Annotated in this window: 16 protein-coding genes and 1 tRNA gene; 12 read left to right on the top strand and 5 right to left on the bottom strand. The window is 62.2% G+C overall.

Annotated features, from left to right (window positions below):
- Positions 1-5 precede the first annotated feature (5 nt).
- Positions 6-2,048 (bottom strand): excinuclease ABC subunit UvrC, encoded by a 2,043-nt coding sequence (gene uvrC, locus ACX2DJ_RS06765; protein ID WP_462571697.1) that lies wholly within the window; start codon positions 2,046-2,048, stop codon positions 6-8.
- 104 nt (positions 2,049-2,152) lie between these two features.
- On the opposite strand from uvrC, the gene ACX2DJ_RS06760 reads away from it, so the two are divergent.
- The 3 genes from ACX2DJ_RS06760 (at position 2,153) to ACX2DJ_RS06750 (ending at position 5,812) form a co-directional block, all read left to right on the top strand.
- Entirely contained in the window at positions 2,153-3,277 is a 1,125-nt protein-coding gene (locus ACX2DJ_RS06760; protein ID WP_462572565.1) for a BaiN/RdsA family NAD(P)/FAD-dependent oxidoreductase, read from the top strand.
- A gap of 124 nt (positions 3,278-3,401) precedes the next feature.
- The gene (locus ACX2DJ_RS06755; RefSeq protein ID WP_462571696.1) at positions 3,402-4,979 is read left to right on the top strand and encodes a WS/DGAT/MGAT family O-acyltransferase; all 1,578 of its coding nucleotides are present in this window, start codon (positions 3,402-3,404) and stop codon (positions 4,977-4,979) included.
- A gap of 35 nt (positions 4,980-5,014) precedes the next feature.
- Positions 5,015-5,812, top strand: coding sequence for an esterase/lipase family protein (locus ACX2DJ_RS06750; protein WP_462571695.1), 798 nt, complete (start codon positions 5,015-5,017; stop codon positions 5,810-5,812).
- A gap of 25 nt (positions 5,813-5,837) precedes the next feature.
- Here ACX2DJ_RS06750 and ACX2DJ_RS06745 read toward each other — a convergent pair whose 3' ends face one another.
- Positions 5,838-8,657 carry a TonB-dependent receptor gene (locus ACX2DJ_RS06745; protein ID WP_462571694.1) on the bottom strand — a complete coding sequence of 940 codons (2,820 nt, stop codon included), beginning with the start codon at positions 8,655-8,657 and terminating at the stop codon, positions 5,838-5,840.
- 194 nt (positions 8,658-8,851) lie between these two features.
- On the opposite strand from ACX2DJ_RS06745, the gene infA reads away from it, so the two are divergent.
- The 9 genes from infA to purQ all read left to right on the top strand — a co-directional run bounded on the left by infA (position 8,852) and on the right by purQ (position 15,920).
- The gene (gene infA, locus ACX2DJ_RS06740) at positions 8,852-9,097 is read left to right on the top strand and encodes a translation initiation factor IF-1 (protein ID WP_047806247.1); all 246 of its coding nucleotides are present in this window, start codon (positions 8,852-8,854) and stop codon (positions 9,095-9,097) included.
- Between the two features lie 59 nt (positions 9,098-9,156).
- Complete coding sequence (locus tag ACX2DJ_RS06735; RefSeq protein ID WP_462572564.1) at positions 9,157-9,675, top strand: Maf family protein; 519 nt, start codon at positions 9,157-9,159, stop codon at positions 9,673-9,675.
- Positions 9,668-10,660, top strand: coding sequence for an Rne/Rng family ribonuclease (locus ACX2DJ_RS06730; protein WP_462571693.1), 993 nt, complete (start codon positions 9,668-9,670; stop codon positions 10,658-10,660). Before ACX2DJ_RS06735 ends, ACX2DJ_RS06730 begins: the two co-directional genes overlap by 8 nt.
- Positions 10,657-10,842, top strand: a complete 186-nt coding sequence (gene yacG / locus ACX2DJ_RS06725; protein WP_462571692.1) for a DNA gyrase inhibitor YacG — start codon at positions 10,657-10,659, stop codon at positions 10,840-10,842. Before ACX2DJ_RS06730 ends, yacG begins: the two co-directional genes overlap by 4 nt.
- 100 nt (positions 10,843-10,942) lie before the next feature.
- Positions 10,943-11,018, top strand: a tRNA-Phe gene (locus ACX2DJ_RS06720).
- A 144-nt stretch (positions 11,019-11,162) separates the two neighbouring features.
- Positions 11,163-11,972 (top strand): phosphoribosylaminoimidazolesuccinocarboxamide synthase, encoded by an 810-nt coding sequence (purC, locus tag ACX2DJ_RS06715; protein ID WP_462571691.1) that lies wholly within the window; start codon positions 11,163-11,165, stop codon positions 11,970-11,972.
- A gap of 52 nt (positions 11,973-12,024) precedes the next feature.
- Positions 12,025-14,868: a M16 family metallopeptidase gene (locus ACX2DJ_RS06710; RefSeq protein WP_462571690.1), complete on the top strand. Its 2,844-nt coding sequence runs from the start codon at positions 12,025-12,027 to the stop codon at positions 14,866-14,868.
- A 126-nt stretch (positions 14,869-14,994) separates the two neighbouring features.
- Complete coding sequence (gene purS / locus ACX2DJ_RS06705) at positions 14,995-15,243, top strand: phosphoribosylformylglycinamidine synthase subunit PurS (protein WP_462571689.1); 249 nt, start codon at positions 14,995-14,997, stop codon at positions 15,241-15,243.
- A complete protein-coding gene (purQ, locus tag ACX2DJ_RS06700; RefSeq protein WP_462571688.1) occupies positions 15,243-15,920 on the top strand; it encodes a phosphoribosylformylglycinamidine synthase subunit PurQ in 678 nt (225 codons plus the stop codon). The genes purS and purQ overlap by 1 nt, the downstream gene beginning before the upstream one ends.
- A gap of 19 nt (positions 15,921-15,939) precedes the next feature.
- On the opposite strand, the gene ACX2DJ_RS06695 is transcribed toward purQ, so the two are convergent.
- The 3 genes from ACX2DJ_RS06695 to ACX2DJ_RS06685 all read right to left on the bottom strand — a co-directional run bounded on the left by ACX2DJ_RS06695 (position 15,940) and on the right by ACX2DJ_RS06685 (position 21,227).
- The gene (locus ACX2DJ_RS06695) at positions 15,940-18,291 is read right to left on the bottom strand and encodes a putative bifunctional diguanylate cyclase/phosphodiesterase (protein ID WP_462571687.1); all 2,352 of its coding nucleotides are present in this window, start codon (positions 18,289-18,291) and stop codon (positions 15,940-15,942) included.
- 107 nt (positions 18,292-18,398) lie between these two features.
- Positions 18,399-20,234: a glutamine--fructose-6-phosphate transaminase (isomerizing) gene (gene glmS, locus ACX2DJ_RS06690; protein ID WP_462571686.1), complete on the bottom strand. Its 1,836-nt coding sequence runs from the start codon at positions 20,232-20,234 to the stop codon at positions 18,399-18,401.
- Positions 20,235-20,336: 102 nt separating this feature from the next.
- A complete protein-coding gene (locus tag ACX2DJ_RS06685; RefSeq protein WP_462571685.1) occupies positions 20,337-21,227 on the bottom strand; it encodes a DMT family transporter in 891 nt (296 codons plus the stop codon).
- Positions 21,228-21,448 lie beyond the last annotated feature (221 nt).

Here is a 21,448-nt window from a genome sequence, read left to right as displayed (position 1 = left end):
CGAACTTACCCGCCTGCGTGATAGAAATCGTAGATCTTCCGCGCCACTACGTCACTGACGCCGGGCGCACGCTGGAGGTCTTCGAGCGAGGCCGCGCGCACCTTTCCCGCAGTGCCGAAATGCAGCAGCAGCGCACGCTTGCGCGCCGGGCCGATACCGGGGATCTCGTCGAGCGGCGAAGCACTGATCGCGCGGCTGCGCTTGGCCCGATGCGCTCCAATCACATAGCGGTGCACCTCGTCGCGCAGGTTCTGAAGATAGAACAGCAGCGGCGAATTGGTGGGCAGCGTCTTCTCGCGTCCGTCGGGGAAATGGAACACTTCGCGCCCCTCGCGCCCATGGTGCGGCCCTTTGGCGATGGCTATCAGCGGCACGTCCTCTATGCCAAGCTCCTCCAGCGTATCGCGCACCGATGACATCTGCCCCTTCCCGCCGTCGATCAGCACCAGATCGGGCCATGTGTTCCGATGATCCTCCCCGGAACGGGGAGGTGGCAGCGGCGCAGCCGCTGACGGAGGGGAAGTCCCATCCCGCGATTCCCCCCCACCACCTTTCAGGTGGTCCCCCTCCCCATCCTGGGGAGGATTCTCAGCCAGATTGCGAAACCGCCGGCGCATCACTTCGCGCATCATCCCGAAATCGTCATTGGTCTGCGCTTCGCGGATATTGAACTTGCGATACTGGTTCTTGAGGAAACCCTCCGGCCCCGCCACCACCATCGCGCCAACTGCCTTGTCACCCTGGATATGGCTGTTGTCATAAACTTCGATCCGCTGCGGCGCCCCGTCAAGCTCAAGGAATTCGGCGAGGTCGCGCATCACCTTCGCCTTGGTGCCGCTTTCGGCCATACGCCGCTCGAGCGCCTCCACGGCATTCCTTTCGGCCTGCTGCATCAGCCTGCGCCGTTCGCCGCGCTGCGGGACTGAAACGCTGACCTTGCGCCCCGCAACTTCTCCCAGCGCCAGTTCGATCAGCTCCCGCTCCGGCAATTCGCGGTCGACCAGCACGGTGGGCGGCGGCGGTACTTCCTCGTAGAATTGCAGAATGACGTTGGAGAGCACTTCGGCTTCCTCGACTTCCTTCGTATGCGTGGGAAAGAAGGCGCGGTGCCCCCAGTTCTGCCCGCCGCGGATGAAGAAGGCCTGGATGCCGACCTGCCCACCCTTGGCCGCCAGCGCAAACACGTCCGCATCGCCCACGCCCTGGGCATTGATCGCCTGCGATCCCTGGATGAAGGTTGCGGCGCGCAGCCTGTCACGCAGGATCGCGGCGGTTTCGAAATCGAGCGCTTCGGCGGCTTCAGCCATCTGCCGCTCAAGGTCAGCCTGCACTGCGGAGGACTTGCCCGACAGAAAGTCCTTCGCCTGGCCGGTCAGCGCGGCATAATCCTCCTTGCTGATCCGCCCCACGCAGGGCGCGCTGCAGCGCTTGATCTGGTAAAGCAGGCACGGTCGGTCACGGCGGCTGAAGAAACTGTCGGTGCAACTTCGCAGCAGGAACAGCTTCTGCAGCGCGTTGATGGTGGTGTTGACGCTGCCCGCGCTGGCGAAGGGGCCATAGTAGTTCCCTTTGGCCTTGCGCGCACCGCGATGCTTCATGATCCGCGGAAATTCATGCTCGGCGCGCAGCAGGATGAAGGGGAAGCTCTTGTCGTCGCGCAGGTGCACGTTGAAGGGCGGGCGAAAGCGTTTGACCAGCTGCGCCTCCAGCAGCAGCGCTTCGGCTTCCGAATTGGTGGTGACGATCTCCATGCTGCGGCACTGGCTCACCATCCGCAGCAGGCGATTGGTGAGCCCCTGCACCTGCGTGTAATTCGCCACGCGGTTCTTCAAAGCACGCGCCTTGCCGACGTAAAGCACGTCGCCGCGCGCATCGAGCATCCGGTAGATACCCGGCACGGGCTTGAGCGTCTTTACCGTGGCGCGAATTGCGGCAATCCCCGCTTCGAGGTCAGGCTGCGCGCTGGCAACGGTATAGGTCGCCCGCTCCTCGTTGAAGCGTTCCGCACCACGCGGATCGTGAGGGGTGCCTGCCGGAGTTCGCGCCATGTCCGGCAGATAGAAACCTTGCGCACAAATGGCAAAGCCGCAATGGGGCGCGGGTGGACAATCAATTCGATGTCATAGTTCTCGGCGCAGGTGCCGCCGGGCTGATGTGCGCGGCGCGCACGGGGCAGCGCGGGCGCCGCGTGCTGGTGCTGGAAAAGAGCGAGAAACCGGGCAAGAAGATCCTGATCTCGGGCGGCGGGCGCTGCAATTTCACCAATATAAATGCTGGTCCGGCGAACTTCATTTCCGCCAACCCGCATTTCGCCAAGAGCGCGCTCGCCCGTTACACTCCGCGTGACTTCATTGCGCTGGTCGATCGCTATGGCATCGACTGGCACGAAAAGACGCTGGGCCAGCTGTTCTGCGACGGTCCGGCGCAGCAGATCGTCGACATGCTGCTGGCCGAATGCGCGAAAGGCGATGTGACGATCCGTTGCAACGAGGAAGTGGGCGAGGTTGCGCATGACGGCAGCCTGTTCCACGTCACTACTCAGCAAGGCACCTTTACCTCCCCCGCCCTCGTGATCGCCACCGGCGGCCCCTCGATCCCGAAAATGGGCGCGACCGGTTTTGCCTATGACCTTGCGCGGCAATTCGGCCTGAAGGTAGTGGAGCCGCGCCCCGCCCTCGTCCCGCTGACATTGGGAGGTGAGGAAGTGTTGTTCCGCGAAATCTCGGGCGTCTCGGCACCGGTCGTCGCTACGGCGGGCAAGGCCAGTTTTGCCGAGGCCGCGCTGTTCACCCATCGCGGGCTATCCGGCCCGGCGATCCTGCAGGCGAGCTCCTATTGGCGCCCGGGCGATGCCGTCACCGTCGATTTTCTGCCCGGTCGGGCCAGCGACTGGCTGATCGAATGCAAGCGGGAGAATCCACGTGTCACACTCAAATCCGTGCTGCGGGAAGCCTTGCCGGACAGATTGGCAGACATTCTGGCGGACAAGATCGGCCTTCAAACCGAACTGGGCAATGCCCCCAACAAGGCCCTGAGAACAGCCGAAGCGCGCCTGTCGCGCTGGGCATTCCATCCCAATGGCAGTGAAGGCTTTGCCAAGGCCGAAGTGACGGTGGGCGGCATTTCTACCGCCGGTCTTTCGTCCAAGACCATGGAATCCAACAAAACTCCCGGCCTTTATGCGATCGGTGAAGCGGTTGACGTAACCGGTTGGCTGGGCGGCTATAACTTCCAGTGGGCCTGGGCTTCTGGCTTCGCGGCGGGCGAAGCTCTCTAGCGAACCCGCACCGCCCGCAGTGCCGCGCAGGCGAGCCTTGACGGGTGCGGCAAGTTGACCGCGATCCGAACTGTGTTAGCATTTGCAACATAGACCCCATAGCGGGGCATAGCGGGAGAATCCCTTGCGCCAACTGCAAGGCATGGATGCGTCCTTCGTTGCGATGGAATCGCGCAATTCGCCGATGCATATCGGCTCGATCCTGATCTACAATCCGGAGACAGCTCCCGGCGGCTTTGTTCGCTTCAAGGATATACTGGGCTTTTTCGAAAGCCGGTTGCAGTTGAGCCGTACAGTCCGCCAGCGGCTGGTGCGCGTGCCGTTCGATCTGGATTATCCCTATTGGATCGAGGATCCGGACTTCGATCTCGAATATCACGTCCGCCATGTTGCCCTGCCCAAGCCGGGCGATTGGCGCCAGCTATGCATCCAGGCGGCACGGATATTCGCGCGCCCGCTGGATCTGGAGCGCCCGCCGTGGGAGTTCACGGTTGTCGAAGGGCTCGACAATATTCCGGGCGTTGCCAAGGGCAGTTTCGCCATGGTCACCAAGGTGCATCACGCGGCGATCGATGGGATGAGCGGGATCGACCTGATGGAAGCAATGCATACGCTTCAGGCCGATGCACCTCCGCCCGATACGCCTGACAAATGGAAGCCGGGGAAGGTTCCCAATCCGATCGAGCTGCTGGGCAAGAGCTATTTCAACGCGGTCACCAATCCGCTCAAGCAGCTGGAGGTGGCAGCCAAGGCGGCGCCCGGTCTGGCCAGGGCGATCAAGGGGCTGGCCGCCAAGGAACTCAAGGTCAGCTCTGACCTGGTTGCGCCCAAGACGCGCTTCAACCGGGTCATCTCGCCGCACCGCGTGGTCGAAGGACGCAGCTTCAAGCTGGAAGACATCAAGGCGATCCGGGCGCTGGCACCAGGGGCCAAGGTCAATGACGTGTTCCTGGCCATCATCGGCGGGGCGATGCGCAAATATCTCCTCGCCAAGGATGATTTGCCCAAGAAAACGCTCACCGCGATGGCGCCAATCTCGGTCCGGTCGACGGGCGAGAAGGGCGATATGGGCAACCAGGTGGCGGCGATGATCGCGCCGCTGGGAACACATATCGATGATCCGGCAGAACGGCTGCAATTCGTCCATTCGCAGACCACCAACAGCAAGGCGATGTCCGATGCGCTGGGCGCGCGCAACATGACCGAGATCAGCAAGGTCTCGCCTGCGCTGTTCATGGCGCTGGGCGCGCAGCTTTATACCCGCCTTGGCCTTGCCAATCGCGGGGTCGGCCCCCCGTTCACAACCGTGGTGACGAATGTGCCCGGCCCGCCGATCCCGATCTATTCGAGCGGCGCACGGCTGGAGAGCATGATGGGGCTGCTTTGCCTTACCGACGGGATGGGCATTGGGCATGTCGTGCAGAGCTATTGCGACGAGGCAACGGTCGCCTTTACCGCTGACCGTGAATTGCTGCCCGATCCCGAATTCTACGTGCAGTGCATCGAGGACGGTTTCAACGAGCTGCTGGCAGCGGCCAGGGCGCTTGACGGGAAGACAGCCAAACCGGCGGCAAAGCGCAAGCCGACGGCGAAGAAGCCCGCCGCCAAGGCAAAGGTCGCGGCGAAGAAACCCGCCGCGAAGCCGAAACGCGGGGCCACTGCAAAGCGCAAGCGCACGGCGAGCAAAGCGAAACAGGCCTGATGGGCCGGGACAAAGACAACAAAAGGGACGCAGATATGGCCACATTGGCAATGGTTGAGGAAGAGTTTGATCGCGCGGCGCGCCCGCCCAGCAGGCTGTGGACGCTGGCCGAAGCCCGTGCCCTCTTCGAACTGGGGGCATTCTACCTCAGCCGCCCCTTCCTGTCGCAATTGCCGCGTGGTGACGGGCACACGGTAAAGGTGCTGCCTGGCTTCATGGCAACGAACAATTCGACTGCGCCGATGCGCCGGCTGCTGCGCGATCTGGGTTATGATGCCCACGGCTGGGACAGCGGGCGCAATGTCCGCGTTGACAATGCCCTGATCGAACGGCTCGAAAACCAGCTCGCCCGGCTCAATGATGAAAGCGGGCGCAAGGTTTCGCTGGTCGGCTGGAGCCTCGGCGGCGTGCTTGCACGCGAACTGGCCAAGCTGCACCCCGATCGGGTTCGGCTGGTGATCAGCCTCGGCAGCCCGATTTCGGATGACCGCGGCCATACCAATGCCCGCCGCCTGTTCGAATTGCTCAACGGCAAGCAGCCCGAGCCGATGCGTGGCGGGCGTTTCCAGGGGCTTGACGAGGCGCCGCCGGTGCCGACCACCTCGATCCTGACCAAAACCGACGGTATCGTGCATTGGCGCGGTTCGGTGCAGAAACCCACCCGCACGCCCAGCGAGAATATCGAGGTTTACGCCAGCCATTGCGGGCTGGGAGTCAACCCCTCGGTGATGATCGCGATTGCTGACCGGCTGGCACAGCCAGAGGATGACTGGACGCCATTCGAGGTTCCGCTGGCGCAAAAATGGATGTTCCCGCAGACCGGCTTCAACTGACCGGCCAGCGGCAAGGGCGCTGGCGTCAGAACAGCTTGCGCAGATCCACCCCCACGAACCGACCGGTGGGATCGATCAGGAACGGCTGGTAACGCAGCGGCACCTCGCCATTTGCATCCGTCACACGGCGGCGGGCATCGAAGACATTATCGGCCCGGAATGAAACGCGGAAGTTCTTGAGAAAGCCACTTTCCTGCTTGAGCACCTGGCCAAGTTCCATGAACAGCCGCAGGTCCACTGTCGCTAGATCGCCAAAATGCAGCGTGCTGCCGCCCGGAAGCCCGCTGCCGTCGATCCGCGTCTTGCCGGTATAGGCGCCCGACAGGCGCAGCCCCATGCCATTGCGGAACATGCCACCTTCAATCCGCGAAGAATGGCGCACCTGCCCACTCTCGCTTATCGCATCGCCATCGAGCAGATCGAGCAGAGGCCCGCCGTCAGTCACGACAATGGTATTATCGAGTTCGATCGTGTGCGTCAGATTGAAGAAATAGCGCCCGCGCCCGTCATTACCAAAGCCGCCTCGCCCGCCGGGGCCGCCACCACGCGCTGCCGGTGGGCCGCCCGCTCCAGCCGCCGCTCCGCCCTCGGCCGGACTGCCGCCGGGCGGTGTGCCTTGCCCCATTGCCGAAGGATCGAAACTGCAGATCCGCTCTCGCAAGCCCGCCAGCCGTTCCTGATCGATCGAGCCATCATCCGCGCGCAGCTGTTCCACCATCCGCCGGGTACGTTCCGGATCGAACTCTGGAAACTGCTGGGCCAGATCATCGCCGCGCACGGCGGCTTCAGCGAATTGTTGCAATACGGACAGACCATCGTCCGCGCAGATCCGCTCACGAAACCGCATAAAGGCTGCGCGCCGCCCGGCATCGGGCGGTCCGCCGCCGGCGCGTGGGCCTGCGCCCGGCTGGCCCGCTGGCGCACTGCGGCCACCGCGTTCGGCCTGCGGTCTGGCCTCACCAAAGCTGCCGCGCGTCACCAGCCCGAAAACGAGCCGGTTGGACCGGGTCCGGGCAAAGGTAACCGGACGGCGGTCGATCGACAGCAGCCGGCCATCCGCGTCACGCTCGACCCGCTCGGAAAAGGCCGCTTCGATCGCGCTGGTCAGCACCGGAAAGCCGCTGGTGACATCGCTCGAACGGTTGCGGATGAACTCTGCCGACAGCCGCGTGTCCTTCCAGAAGGGCAATTCCCAATTGGTGGTGAATTTCCAGTCTTTCTGGGTTTCCGCCTGCAGGTCGGGATTGCCGCCGGAAATGATCGTGGCCAGCACCGTTTCCCCGCGCGCAAAATCGAAGGTCTGCACGTTCAGGCTCTCGACCCGCGGGTTGCCCAGGCTGCCAAGACTTGGCGCCACTTCGCGCCAGATATAGGTCGCCTGAAGGTCAAGATTGCCCCACGGTGACCAGTTGAGCCCGGCGCTCCAGTCACTCAAGGTGCCGAAGTCGGACAGATGGTTGATCCCGAACTGGCCGTTCAGCGAAATGCTGCCAAGCGCGTCCCACACCATGTCCCGGCGGCTGGTTATGGGGATGGCGATATTGATTCCGGCTTCCAGGTCGCCGCGCGTCAACTGCGTGTCGCCCGCCGTGCGCGTGTCACTGCTTTCGATCCGGTCCCAGTTGAAACCAATGTCGAAAGTCGCAGACAGTTCTCCCGCGGGCAGGTAGAATGGCGCGCCCCGCAGCGTCGCCTTGCCGTTGCCGCTCCACAATCGTGTTTGCGCGGTGTCAAATCCGTTTTCGGCCTGGATCGGCAGCGCTGCGTCAAGCGCCAGCGTTCCCGCCGCCGCCGCATCGCGCAGTTCCTGAGTATCGAAGCGCCGGTCGATCAGGGTGGTGCTTTCGGCCAGGCTGGCATCGACAGTAGTGGTCAGTTGGAAACCGCCCAACGGCAATGCATAGGAACCGGCGGCGGAAAAGGTATCGCTGGAAGTCTTGCGTTCAAGCGGGGTTTCGGCGCCGAAGGTGCGGGTCGCGGAATTGCCGAGCGGGTCCACCAGCACAACCGAATTGAGACCTGAAAGGCTGCGGCTTTCGCTGCGTTCATAGGTGCCATTGAAGCTGACCGAAGATCCGCTTTCCATGATCGCCTTGGCCCAGTTGACTGTCGCCTCGGCATTGAACGTATCGGGCAACAGGCTGCGAAAGCGCGCCGGATCGGGATCGCCAGTCACGCTGGATTGCGATCCATCGGCCTGGGTTACATTGCGCTCTGCCTCGGTCAGCAGTGAAACATCGCGCGCTTCGGCATTGATGTTGAGGCGGGCGCCATTGTCGATCTTGAGATAGGTGAACTCCTGCTCAAGCGCCAACGAATCGCCCCTGTCTGGCCCTTCGAATTCCAGCTCCACCTCGCGGCTCGAGTAATTATCCTTGAGGATCATGTTGACGACGCGGCGGTCGGGCGGAAAGCCGAAACGCTGCGCCACCTCCTCGGGCAGCACCTCGACCTTGGCGATTGCCTCGGGCGGATAAGAGCGCAGTTCGCGAAAATTGCTGATCCGGATGCCGTTGACGAGGAAAACCGGCTGTCCGCCGCCGCGTCCGCGCGAAGACCCGGTCTGCGCAGCAATCGACTGGATCAGATCCGCCACGGATGTCGCCCCGATCGCCTGGATATCGGCTTCGTTGAGCTCGAGCACGGGCGCCTGATCGACATCGAGCTGTCCGCGCAGGCGATCTGCCCGCACCATGATTTCGCCGATCGGGCCGGTTTGCGTCGCCTGTTCCTGCGGGTCCTGTGATTGCACCGCAACTGCCGCCGCCTGCTGTTGCGCCTGCGCCGGATTCGCCAGGCCCCAGGCAAGACAAGTTCCCGCTAGCAGAATTTTTCTGGAGCTCATTGAGCGCGCATGTCCTTCAAATCGATCAACGGCACAAGGTGCTGAAATGTATTAGTTTGCATCAATGCGCGCGAGACGTACGAGGCACCGGAAGCTACAAGATTCGGCGTGGTAACGCACGAGGCTTCCATTTTGCTCCCGGCACAGCTAAAGCGCGCGCGAATTCGCACTCAAATCACAGCTTAAGGATTTACATGGCCAAGGAAGAACTCCTCGAAATGCGCGGCAAGGTAGTGGAACTGCTGCCCAACGCGATGTTCCGGGTTGAGCTCGAAAACGGTCACGAAGTTCTTGGCCACACCGCCGGCAAGATGCGCAAGAACCGCATCCGCGTGCTGGTGGGCGATGAGGTGTTGTGCGAACTGACGCCTTATGATCTGACCAAGGCGCGTATCACCTATCGCTTCATGCCCGGTCGCGGCGGCCCTGGCCCGCAGTAATCCTGGTGAATTCACCAGGGCTCATTCTCGCATCGGCCAGCCCTCGAAGGCGTGAGTTGATCGCGCGGCTTGGGATCGAACCCGCTGCCGTCTGCCCCGCTCATATTGATGAAACCCCCCGCAAGGGCGAGCTGCCCCTGGAATATGCCGTGCGCATGGCGCGCGAAAAGGCACTGGCAGTGGCAGGCAATGGCCACGTGCTGGGCGGCGATACCGTGGTCGCTCTGGGCCGCAGGATCCTGCCCAAGGCGGAAGACGTAGCAACGGCCCGCCAATGCCTTGATCTGCTGTCAGGTCGGCGCCACCGCGTGCTCTCCGCAATCGCGCTCAAGGCACCTGACGGGACGCTGCGCGAGAAGCTCAGCACCACTTCTGTCCGCTTCAAGCGCCTCTCGGAAGAGGAGACCGCGGCCTATCTCGCCACTGGCGAATGGCATGGCAAAGCAGGTGGCTACGCCATCCAGGGCGCGGCTGAAGGCCTGATCGCATGGATCCAAGGCAGCCATTCGGGGGTGGTTGGGCTACCGCTTTATGAAACTCGCGCGGTGTTGAAAGCGGCAGGTTTCGACATTGGTTGAACGTTCCGCAATCGGCACCTGGCTTGTCGAACAGGGGATCGGCGAAGAACGTGCAATTCAGCTTGACCGGGGCGGTATCGCGGCCGCCCGTTTGCGCTGGCCGGGCACGCTTGCCCACGGTGCAGTGATCGAGGCCGTGGTGGCCGAGCGTTTCCCGCTTTCCTCAATGGCGATTGTCCGTTTTTCCAGCGGGGAGGATGCAATCGGACGCCGCTTGCCCAAATCCGACAGCGAAGGAACAACCGTCCGGATGCTGGTCGAACGCGAGGCCATTGCCGAGCGCGGGCGGCTCAAGCGCGCACTGGCGGTGAAAACCGATCTTCCCCTCGATCCCGCGCCATCGCTGGCAGACAGCCTGCGCAAGGAGGGATACGAGGTCCAAATCGTTCACCGTTTTCCTGACGAAGCGGACTGGGAAGAGCTGTTCGCCGAAGCCTGGTCAGGCGAAGTTGACTTTCACGGCGGGGCTCTGCTGTTCTCCATTACACCGGCGATGACCCTGATCGATGTCGACGGGCATCCGGTAGAGGCTATTACCTTCAATGCAGTTCCCGCGCTTGCGCGCGCGCTACGCCGGTTCGATATCGCCGGCAATATCGGTGTGGATTTCCCGACCTTGACCGACCGGCTCGATCGCAAGGCGGTGGACAGCAGGCTGGAAGACGAACTGGCTGGCTGGCCGCATGAACGCACCGCCATGAACGGGTTCGGCTTTGTCCAGATCGTGGCCCGGCTGATGCGTGCATCGATCTTGCAGCAAATTTCACTGAGCCGGCGCGGTGCGGCGGCACGCTTGCTGCTGCGCCGGGCCGAACGTGTCGCCGAAGCCGGTGCCTTGCTGCTCACGGCCCATCCCGCGATTATTGCCTGTCTGAAGCCGGAATGGCTAGCTGAACTTTCGCGGCGCAGCGGGCGTGAAGTTCGCATCGCAAACGATCCGAAGCTTGCGCTTGAAGCAGGATTCGCGCAGGCAGTGCCGCTATGACCAAGCTCAGGCCCTGCCCGATCTGCAAGAAACCGAGCAGCGAGGAGTTTCACCCTTTCTGCTCAAGCCGCTGCAAGGACCGCGACCTCGCGCTGTGGTTTGGTGACGGCTACGCCGTGCCCGGCCGCCCCGCCATGCCGGAAGAGATTGCGGGCGAGATCGTCCGCGAAGAGAACGAGTGAGCCTAAATCGGCCAATTCCCCCTTGCCAATCCGTCACGCCTTCGCCATAGGCGCGCTCTCATTCGCTCGCCGGTGTATTGTTCACCGTCGCAGTAGCGATGCCTCGGTAGCTCAGTTGGTAGAGCATACGACTGAAAATCGTAGTGTCGGTGGTTCGATCCCGCCCCGAGGCACCACTGCGCCAGCGCGCGGCAGAGCTGCACAGGCGTTTGCCAATTTCCCGCGTTGCGAGTATGGCTGGGCGCCCGCCCCGGCCGCCGCCTTGCCTCATGGCAAAGCCCGCCGGGGCGCATGTATTTTTAGAGCAGGATGAACCCACAATGTCGCGTCGTCGCCAGATCTACGAAGGCAAGGCCAAGATCCTCTACGAAGGCCCTGAGCCGGGCACGCTGATCCAGTATTTCAAGGATGATGCAACCGCCTTCAATGCCGAGAAGAAGGGCACGATCAACGGCAAGGGTGTGATCAATAACCGCATCAGCGAACATGTTTTCACCCGGCTGGCGCATATCGGTATCCCCACGCATTTCATCCGCCGCTTGAACATGCGCGAACAGTTGGTGCGCCAGGTGGAAATCATCCCGATCGAAGTGGTGGTGCGCAATGTCGCTGCAGGATCCATTTCCAAGCGCCTGGGCATCCCGGAGGGTGAGCCGCTGCCGCACACGCTGATCGAGTATTACTACAAGGATGACGCACTGGGCGATCCGATGATCGCCGAAGAGCATATCGCCTGCTTCAACTGGGCCGGGCCGGAAGAAATGCAGGACATCGCCGCCATGGCGATCCGCATCAATGATTTCATGTGCGGCATGTTCGCCGCGGTCGACATCCGCCTGATCGATTTCAAGCTCGAGTTCGGCCGGCTTTATGACGGCGATTTCAGCCGCGTGATCCTGGCTGACGAAATCAGCCCCGATGGCTGCCGGCTGTGGGACATGAAGACCGGCGAAAAGCTCGACAAGGATCGCTTCCGCCGCGATCTGGGCGGGGAAAGCGAAGCCTATCAGGAAGTCGCGCGGCGGCTTGGCCTGCTGCAGAATGACGACAGCGGCCCGGGCGAAGTGTTCGATCTTTCAGTGCACCGCGGCCGGTTGCGCGGCGCCCAGCCCAAACCACCGAAGAAGTAGACTCGGCGGTTCAGCCACTTGCAAGGCTAGGCCGAGCAAGTAAGCAGGAACCATGCGTTTTCCCACTATTATCGCGGCATTGGTCGCATTCGCGCTCCAGCCTGCAGCCGCATTCGCACAACAGACACCTGCGCCCTCATGGGCGTTCGAGCAGAGCGACATCCCGGTCGATCCAGAGTACCATTTCGGGGTGCTGGACAACGGGATGCGCTACATCTTGCGGCAGAATGACACGCCCGAGGGGACGGCGATTATCCGGCTCCACATCGGCTCCGGTTCGCTTGACGAGGCGGAGAGCGAACGCGGGCTGGCGCACTTCATCGAACACATGGCCTTCAATGGTTCAAAGCGGATCCCGGAAGGCGAGATGATCAAGCTGCTCGAGCGCGAAGGGCTGGCTTTCGGCGCTGATACCAATGCCTCGACCGGGCTGGAGCAGACGGTCTATCAGCTTGATCTTCCGCGCAATGACGAGAGTCTGCTGGATACCGCGCTGATGCTGATGCGCGAAACGTCGAGCGAGCTCTTGATTGAGCAGGATGCGGTCGATCGCGAGCGCGGCATTATCCTGGCCGAGCGGCGCGACCGGCGCAATTTTGCCTACAAGCAGCTTGAGGACGAGCTTGAATTCGCGGCCCCGGTCGCACGGTTTGTCAACCGCTTGCCGATCGGCGCAGTCGAAGTGCTGGAGAACGCCAGCGCGGCTGACCTGCGCGCGTTCTATGAACGCACCTATGTGCCGGCCAACACGTCCATGGTGATCGTGGGCGACTTTCCGGTCGCGCTAATCGAAGCGCGTTTACGGTACTGGTTTGATGATTGGGAATCGGCGCCCGCCCCGGTCGAGCCGGAAACCGGCCCGGTCGATATCACCCGAGCTGGCGAAAGCGACATCTATGTCGACCCGGCCTTGCCCGAAAGGATCAGCATTTCGCGCTCTGGCCCCTGGATCGAGCGGCCTGATACGGTTGCCAACCGGCGGCAGGGCCTGCTGCGCACGGTGGGCTATGGCATCATCAATCGGCGGCTGGAAGCGCTGGCGCGCGGCGGGGATGCCCCGTTCCGCAGCGCCGGTATTGCCACCGGCGATCTGTTCGAGGATGCCCGCTCCACCACCCTCACCGTCAATACTGCCGACGGCGAATGGCGCCGCGGGGTAATCGCGGCGGCAATGGAAACGCGCAAGGCACTGGAATTCGGGTTCAGCGAAGCCGAGGTTGCAGAGCAAGTCGCGGGCTTACGCACAGCGATCGAAAACGCGGCAGGCGGCAGCGCCACCCGCACCCATGCCTCACTTGCCGCAGCCGCGCTCGCGCTGATCGATGGCGAACAGATCCCCTCAACCCCGCAAAGCGCGCTTGAACGGTTCGAAAATTTCGCTGACGAGATCACGCCTGAAGCCGCCCTTGCCGCAGTGCGCGAAGACGCGGTCCCGCTCGATAATCCGCTGATCCGTTATCAGGGCCGATCGGCACCTGAAGGCGGCGGCCATGCCCTGCGCGCAGCATGGAACGAAGCGGCGCTGGCGCAGCTAAGCGCGCCCGAATGGCGCGATCAGGCCAAATTCGCCTATCAGGATTTCGGCCAGCCCGGCACGATCGTTTCCGACACAAGCGACGAACGCTTCGGATTCCGCCTTATCCGCTTCGCCAATGGCGTGCGGCTGAACCTGAAGCAAACCGATATCCGCGAAGACCGCATCAGCTATCGCCTCACGCTTGATGGCGGCAGCCTGCTCAATTCGGCAGAAGATCCGCTCAAGACTGCCATGATCTCTTCGCTCGCGGCGGGCGGCCTTGGGGCACACAGCCAGGATGAGCTGGTGAGCATCCTTGCCGGGCGCAGCGTGCGTTTTTCGATCGACTCATTGGCCGATGCATTCCGGATGAGCGGCGGAACCACCCCGCGCGATCTCGAATTGCAGCTGCAATTGCTCGCCGCCACCCTCAGCGATCCGGGCTATCGCAGCGAAGGCGAAGAACGCTATCGCCGCGGCATCGCACAATTCTTTGCCAGCCTTGATGCCACGCTGGCGCAGGCGCTGGGCAATCGCATGGGGGCGATCCTGTCTGAAGGTGATCCGCGCTTTTCGTTGCAACCACGCGAAGCCTATGAAAGCCGCACCTTTGCCAGGCTTGCTGCCGATATCGGAGATCGCCTGACCAATGGTGCAATCGAACTGGCGCTGGTCGGGGATTTCGACGAACAGGCCGCGATTGATGCTGTGGCCAGGACTCTTGGTGCGCTGCCCGAACGTGAAGCCGAGTTCGAACCGCGCGAGACAGCCCGCACCAGGCCGTTTACTGCGCAACGCGGCACACACACGATCACGCATAGCGGCGAGCCTGACCAGGCGTTGATAAGTATGGTCTGGCCCACAAACGATGATAGCGACCTTGCCGAAACGCTGCGGCTGAACCTGCTCGGACGCGTGGTCCAGATTCGCCTGCAGGAACAATTGCGCGAAGAGCTGGGCCAGGCCTATTCGCCGTCTGCCAGCAGCTCGATGTCGCGCGTTTGGCGCGGTTACGGCACTTTCAGCCTCAACGTCGCGATCGATAATGCCCAGCTCGACCCGGCGCGCCAGGCAATCGGTGAAATGCTGGAAGGGCTGCAAGATGGCGGGCTTGACGAAGATATAGTCAATCGAGCGCGCCAGCCGCTGCTCGAAAGCTATGACAATATGCTCAAATCGCTGGGCGGCTGGATGACCTTCGCGGACCGGGCGCAAAGCGAGGCCGACAGGCTCGACCGCTTCTTTGCGGCGCCTGAAATACTGAAAGGCTTTACCGCGCGCGATATGCAGGCGGCAGCGCAGACCTATCTGGTGCCATCCGATGCCGTCGAGTTCCTGGTGGTGCCGCAAACCGATGCGGAGGAAAACGGCGGCAATTAGGCAGCCCCCGCCGTGGGGAAACCCGACGCGCCGATTGCACTTGGCCTCCATCTCGCTATAGGCACCGCCAAAGTGGCCCGGGGTTCACGAATCCGGTGCCGCAGTTAGCCTGCCGAGGAGCAAACCATGAAAGTCCGTGTCCTGGTCCGCCTCAAGCCCGGTGTGCTCGACCCGCAAGGCCGCGCAGTCCATCACGCCCTCGAGGGGCTCGGTTTCGGCGGGGTCAAGGATGTCCGCATCGGCAGGGTGATCGAGATGGATGTGGCCGACGACACCAGCGACGCGGCTCTCGACGATATGTGCCGCAAGCTGCTCGCCAACATGGTGATCGAGGATTACGTCGTCGAAAAGCCCGGCCAGGGGGAACCCGCCTGATGGCTTTCCGTGCCGCCGTCATCACTTTTCCCGGTTCGAACTGCGACCGTGACATGGCGATGGCGATCGAAAAAGTCTCTGGCGTCCCCGCGCTGCGCGTGTGGCACGGCGATGCCGAATTGCCCCAGCGGCTCGATTTCATCGCGCTGCCGGGCGGCTTTTCCTATGGCGATTATCTGCGTTCCGGCGCGATGGCCGCGCGCAGCCCGATCATGCGCGCGGTGGTGCAGGCAGCCGAAAGCGGCGTGCCGGTTCTGGGCGTATGCAACGGCTTCCAGGTGCTGACCGAGGCGGGCTTGCTGCCCGGCGCCCTGATGCGCAACGCCGGCCAGAACTTCATCTGCCGCACCGTGCCGTTGACAGTGGAAAACAATCAATCGCTGTTCACCAGTGCCTATGAGGCCGGTGAGGTGATCCGCATCCCGGTGGCGCATCATGACGGCAATTTCTTCGCTGATGAGGCGACGCTTGACCGGATCGAAGGCGAAGGCCGGGTCGCTTTCCGCTACGCCGAACCCTGCAACGGCTCGCGCCGCGACATTGCCGGTATCCTCAATGCCTCGGGCAATGTGCTGGGCATGATGCCCCACCCCGAGCGCGCGATCGAAGACGCGCTTGGCGGCCATGATGGATGCCGCCTGTTCGAAAGCGTGGTCGGCAGCCTGGTTGCGGCCTGATCTGACATTGTGAAGCGGCTCAGGCGTGCTTGACACCCGGAGCGCGGAACAGTTGCAGCGCATCATCGGCGGACATTGGCCGCCCATAATAATAGCCCTGGATCTTGTCGCATCCCAGCGCCTTGATCAGTTCGGCCTCCTCAATCGTTTCGACGCCCTCTGCGGTGGTCGTCATGTCCAGACTTTGCGCCATCGCCACCACGGCACGGATGATCGCAAGGCTTTCCGCACTTTGCTGCGCGGCGCCCTTCACAAAGGTCCGGTCCACCTTGATCGTTGAAAAGCGCAATTTGCGCAGGTAACCGAGCGAGGAATAGCCGGTGCCAAAGTCATCCAGCGCCACACTGCACCCCAGCGCCATGACCTGTTCGAGCGCACTACGCGCCACGGTTGCATCGCGCAGGAAGATACTTTCAGTCACTTCGATTTCGAGCCGCTCGGGCCGCAGGCCCGTTTCAGCAAGCGCAAGGACCACATCGTTGGTAAAGTCCGTATCGAGCAATTGCTCGGGCGAGACATTGACGTTCACCTTTACATGCTCGGGCCAGTTGCGCGCTTCGCGGCATGCCTGGCGCAGCACCCATTTGCCAATCGGCAGGATCATGCGGGTGTCTTCCGCCACGGGAATGAACTTGGCCGGGCTGACAAGGCCATGCTCCGGACTGTGCCAGCGCACCAGCGCCTCGAAGCTCACGAGGCTCTCGTCCTTGGCGTCAACCACCGGCTGGTATTGCAGCATCAGTTCGTCACGATCGAGTGCACCGCGCAGCGAAAGCTCCAGCTTGCGCCGTTCTTCCGCCGATGCATGCAGGATAGGTTCAAACTGGCAATGGCGCCCGCCCCCGGCATCCTTGGCGCGGTAAAGCGCCAAATCGGCATTGCGCATCAGTTCTTCCACCGAACGCCCGTCGCGCGGTCCGATTGCCGATCCAACGCTCGCCCCCACAAACAGCGTGTGGTTATCGACCACATAGGGTTCGGAAAGGCTTTCGATCACCATCAGCGCGACCTTATCGATCAGGCGGTGGTCAGTGGCGTCGCGGATCACAACCGCGAATTCGTCGCCACCCAGCCTGCCGCACAATTGATTGTCGCCGATCAGCGCCTTGAGCCGCGCCGATACCTGCGCCAGCAGCCGGTCACCGATCTGGTGGCCAAGCGAATCATTGACCGATTTGAACCGGTCAAGATCGATCATCAGGAATGCACATTGCGTGCGCCAGTGCTCGGCATATTGCATTGCCTCGCCAATCGCCTCGGTAAGCTGCAAGCGATTGGGCAGCGATGTGAGCGTGTCAAAGCGCGCGAGATAGGCGATCTTTTCCGAGGATTCGCGCTGTACGGTAACGTCCGAGCCAACTCCTCGAAAGCCCAGGAACTTGCCGCGCTCATCAAGTATGGGCGTGCCGGAAAGTTCCCAGCAGCGGCGCTGGCCCCTGATCGAGACTTCGACCATGGCATTTGAAAAATTTTCCCGGTTTTGCAGTTTTTCGGCCAGGTCATGCAGGCTTGGGGGCAACTGGCCGCCATCCCAGCCCTTGCCGGCGATCATTTCAAGCAGCGGTTTTCCTTCGGCATCGGCAGCCTTGCATGACAGCGCATAGGCAAAGCGCGGAGATACGCTGCGGATCCGCCGGGCCGGATCAATTTCCCACAACCAGTCTGCTTCGTTCTCTTCGAACTCGCGCAGGAGCAAAGAGACAACCGCATCCTTTTCGGCCATGCTGATCTCGGCGATCCTCGCCTTGAGGAACGTCCGCCCGCCGTTCACCGCGCCAATCAACGCAACCAGGATGAAGGCCGCCACAAACAGCGAAAGTTCGACCAGTTCCTGTCGCCACAGGGCCACAAGCGCGCCTGTGCCCAGCGTGGCTGTGAACACCACTATGCCGAGAGGCGCAGCACTGTAGAAGGTAACCGCGCTCATAACCAGGAATGCAGCCATCGCCCACAGCGCAAGCCCACCATAGCCGGGAGTAACCGGCGCGAAGGCAACCAATGCAAGTGCCCACAACAATCCCGCCAGCAGCGGTGTTGACGAATGGAGCAGCATATCATCCAACCTGACCTGGCGCCGGTCTGTATCCGCCAGCCTGCGATCGACCTGCGCGCCGCGTGCCTGGACCAGCAGCATGGCCCCAAACCAGGCCCCCAGCCACATCGGGCTGACCGCGTTCCTGAGCAGCCAGACTGCCATTACGGCCAGAACAAAGTTGACGAACATCCGGATCGGGGTGAGCTTGCCCAGCGCGGAGAATTGCATGCCGCGCAGCCGCGACCAATCCTCACCGTGCGGGTCAGTCAAGCCCAGAACGGCGGCAGACGTCAGCTGCGGTGACGTGCTGTGAAAGGTCGTATCAAGTTCGCTCACCCACCCGCAATTAACCTTGAAAGGTTATGCGGCAGTAAAGCAGTTCAGAAACTCATGGGTCATTTGACGCTGAAATGCTGAATTCCAGCTACAAACTTCCACAGCCCCTATTCCACCGTCACCGATTTAGCCAGGTTGCGTGGTTGATCGACATCGGTGCCCTTCACCACTGCGACGTGATAGGCGAGCAATTGCACCGGCACGGCATAGACCAGCGGTGCGATGAGCGGATGCACTGCGGGCATCTCAATCGTGGCCATGCACCCCTCGCCCGCTTGCTCCAGCCCCTTGGCGTCGGAAATCAGCACGATCTGCCCGCCGCGCGCGCGCACTTCTTCCATGTTGGAAACGGTCTTTTCGAACAGTGGCCCGGACGGCGCGATCACGATTACAGGCACATCTTCGTCGATCAGCGCGATGGGACCGTGCTTCATTTCGCCCGAAGCATAGCCCTCGGCATGTATATAGCTGATTTCCTTGAGTTTTAGTGCGCCTTCCAGCGCCAGAGGATAATCCGGGCCACGGCCCAGATAGAGCACGTCACGCGCCGGGGCGATCAGATGCGCCATCGCCGCGATATCATCATCATGATCGAGCGCAGCGTTGAGCGCGGCCGGTGCTTCGAGCAGGTGTTTGACCACCTCCTGTTCTTCCTCCCTGCTCATCCGGCCCTTCTTGACCGCCATATGCGCAGCCAGCGCGGCGAGCACTGCCAGCTGGCAGGTAAAGGCCTTGGTCGATGCCACGCCGATCTCCGGCCCGGCATGGGTGGGCAGCAGCAGGTCTGCTTCGCGCGCCATGGTGCTGGTGGGGACATTCACCACCACCGCGATCGTCTGCCCGGCCTGGCGGCAATGGCGCAGCGCGGCAAGCGTGTCGGCGGTTTCGCCGCTCTGCGAAATGAACAGCGCCAGCCCGCCTTCTTCCAGCACTGGATCGCGATAGCGAAACTCGCTCGCCACATCGATATCGACCGGCAGACGCGCAAAATGCTCGAACCAGTACTTGGCGACCATGCCAGCGTAATAGGAGGTGCCGCAGGCGACGATGGTCAGCCGCCTGATCGCCGAAAGATCGAAATCGAATTGCGGCAGCGCAACCGTATTGTCGGCCCGGCGTAGATAGGATGACAATGTTTGCGCGACCACGGTTGGCTGTTCGAAGATCTCCTTCTGCATGAAGTGGCGGTAATTGCCCTTCTCAACCGCCGCCGCAGAAGCCCCCGAATGGCGTCTTTCGCGCTCGACGGGATTGTTCTCGACATCGAAGATCTGCGCCCCGTCGCGGCTGATAACCGTCCAGTCGCCCTCTTCGAGATAGGCGATCTGCTGGGTCAGAGGGGCAAGCGCAAGCGCGTCAGAGCCGAGATACATCTCGCCCGAGTTTTCACCCGTGCCATATCCCACCACCAGCGGTGAGCCGAGCCGCGCGCCGACGAGCAGATCGGGATAGTCACGGAAGATGATCGCCAGGCCAAACGCGCCGCGCAGTCGCGGCAGCACATCGCGCATCGCCTCTTCGGGCGTATCCCCCGCTTCAATCCGCCGAGAGACCAGATGGGCAACAACTTCGCTGTCGGTCTCGCTCTGGAATTCGCGCCCGTCAGCGCGCAATTCATCGCGCAATTCCTTGAAGTTCTCGATGATGCCGTTGTGGACGATCGCCACATGTTCGGTCGCGTGCGGATGGGCATTGCTGGCGGTGGGTGCACCGTGGGTCGCCCAGCGCGTGTGGGCGATGCCGACATTGCCGGTTGCGGGCTGATCCTCAAGCACGGCAAGAAGGTTGGAGAGCCTGCCTTCCGCGCGGCGGCGGATCAGCGTGCCGTTGTCGATCGTGCACAGCCCCGCGCTGTCATAACCGCGATATTCCATCCGCCTGAGGCCATCGACCAGCCGGTCTGCCACCGTACCCTGTCCAACAATGCCAATGATTCCACACATAGATGCCCCGCTTGACCGGTCAGAAGATGAAACCGGCGCGCTAGCTCGCCCCGGCTGAATGCAAGCTTGCCTCTAGCGCGCCCGGCCGCGCCTTCAAATGCCTTATTGGCCAGGATGCGCGCGAACGCTGTTTCGCCATAGGAATAGCCCGGCCCCGATGATGATCGAAGCTCCGGCAATCGTAAGGAGATCAGGTACATCCCCGAAGAACCACCAGCCCAGCAGCGAGGCGACCAGCAGCTGGACATAGGATGCAGGCGCGATCTGCGCCGCCCCGGCCCGCGATGTGCCGAGATAGACCAGCCAATGCGCGCATGTGGCCGTGAATGCCACAAAGGTGCAGCGCAGCACGATGTCCCAGCTGGGCCAGCCGAACTGCATAGCTTCAATACCAAGCCATTGTGTTCCCATGGCAACCGCGATCAGCAGCGGCGCGGCAATGATCGCCATATAGGCCTGCATCGCCAGCGGACTGCCATGCCCTGCCGAGGCGCGGTTGGTGATGATCATCAGCGAAAAAAATACCGCAGCGACAAGCGGCAATAGCGCGGGCCAGCCCAGCTCAGCCAGGTTGGGCCGCAGGATCAGCACCACCCCCGCCAGCGCAGCAAGCGATGCCAGCCACACCGCCGGGCGCACGCGCTCGCCCAGCAATGGGCCGCTTAGCACAGCTGTGAGCACCGGCGAAAGGAATGTAATTGCCATCGTTTCGGCCAGCGGCATGACATAGATGGCGGAGAAGAAGGCAAGCGAAGAAATCGCCAGACTGCCGCCGCGCGCCAGTTGGAGCCAGGGATAGCGCGGACGGAAACCCTGCACCCCCTCTTGCCGTAGCAACAAAATCCCAAGCGCAACCGCGCCGATGGTAAAGCGCAATGCTGCAACCGCGGGAACCGGCCAAAGTCCAGCCATGGTCTTGATCACCGCATCACCAACAGAAAGCATGGCAAAGCCGCAGATCGCGAGCAGCAATCCAGTGCGGTTGTTGTTCAATTGGCTGAACTTTCTGCTTGAAGATTGATACGATTGGGCGCTCCGTAGCCGGGCTCTAGCCCATCCATGCGAAGTCGCAACACGGTTTATCAGCAGCAGCCATTGCGGCCTTTGCGCCTTAGGAAAATAATAAGGTTTCCCAATTATTCACCACTTTCCGAGAGGACATCTTCGCTATGCGGCGTTGATGGCACTCGTAAGCGAAGTTAGCCGTTTGGGGA

Source organism: Altererythrobacter chaiwopuensis (assembly GCF_054957755.1).
The sequence above is the reverse complement of the archived record's forward strand: the minus strand, read 5'-3'. Positions and strand labels throughout refer to the sequence as shown.

Bases quoted from the DNA above. Each gene is read 5' to 3' on its own strand.
- uvrC (WP_462571697.1), bottom strand. From the start codon at position 2,048: ATGGCGCGAACTCCGGCAGGCACCCCTCACGATCCGCGTGGTGCGGAA.
- ACX2DJ_RS06760 (WP_462572565.1), top strand. From the start codon at position 2,153: ATGTGCGCGGCGCGCACGGGGCAGCGCGGGCGCCGCGTGCTGGTGCTG.
- ACX2DJ_RS06750 (WP_462571695.1), top strand. From the start codon at position 5,015: ATGGCCACATTGGCAATGGTTGAGGAAGAGTTTGATCGCGCGGCGCGC.
- ACX2DJ_RS06745 (WP_462571694.1), bottom strand. From the start codon at position 8,657: ATGAGCTCCAGAAAAATTCTGCTAGCGGGAACTTGTCTTGCCTGGGGC.
- infA (WP_047806247.1), top strand. From the start codon at position 8,852: ATGGCCAAGGAAGAACTCCTCGAAATGCGCGGCAAGGTAGTGGAACTG.
- yacG (WP_462571692.1), top strand. From the start codon at position 10,657: ATGACCAAGCTCAGGCCCTGCCCGATCTGCAAGAAACCGAGCAGCGAG.
- purC (WP_462571691.1), top strand. From the start codon at position 11,163: ATGTCGCGTCGTCGCCAGATCTACGAAGGCAAGGCCAAGATCCTCTAC.
- ACX2DJ_RS06710 (WP_462571690.1), top strand. From the start codon at position 12,025: ATGCGTTTTCCCACTATTATCGCGGCATTGGTCGCATTCGCGCTCCAG.
- purS (WP_462571689.1), top strand. From the start codon at position 14,995: ATGAAAGTCCGTGTCCTGGTCCGCCTCAAGCCCGGTGTGCTCGACCCG.
- purQ (WP_462571688.1), top strand. From the start codon at position 15,243: ATGGCTTTCCGTGCCGCCGTCATCACTTTTCCCGGTTCGAACTGCGAC.
- glmS (WP_462571686.1), bottom strand. From the start codon at position 20,234: ATGTGTGGAATCATTGGCATTGTTGGACAGGGTACGGTGGCAGACCGG.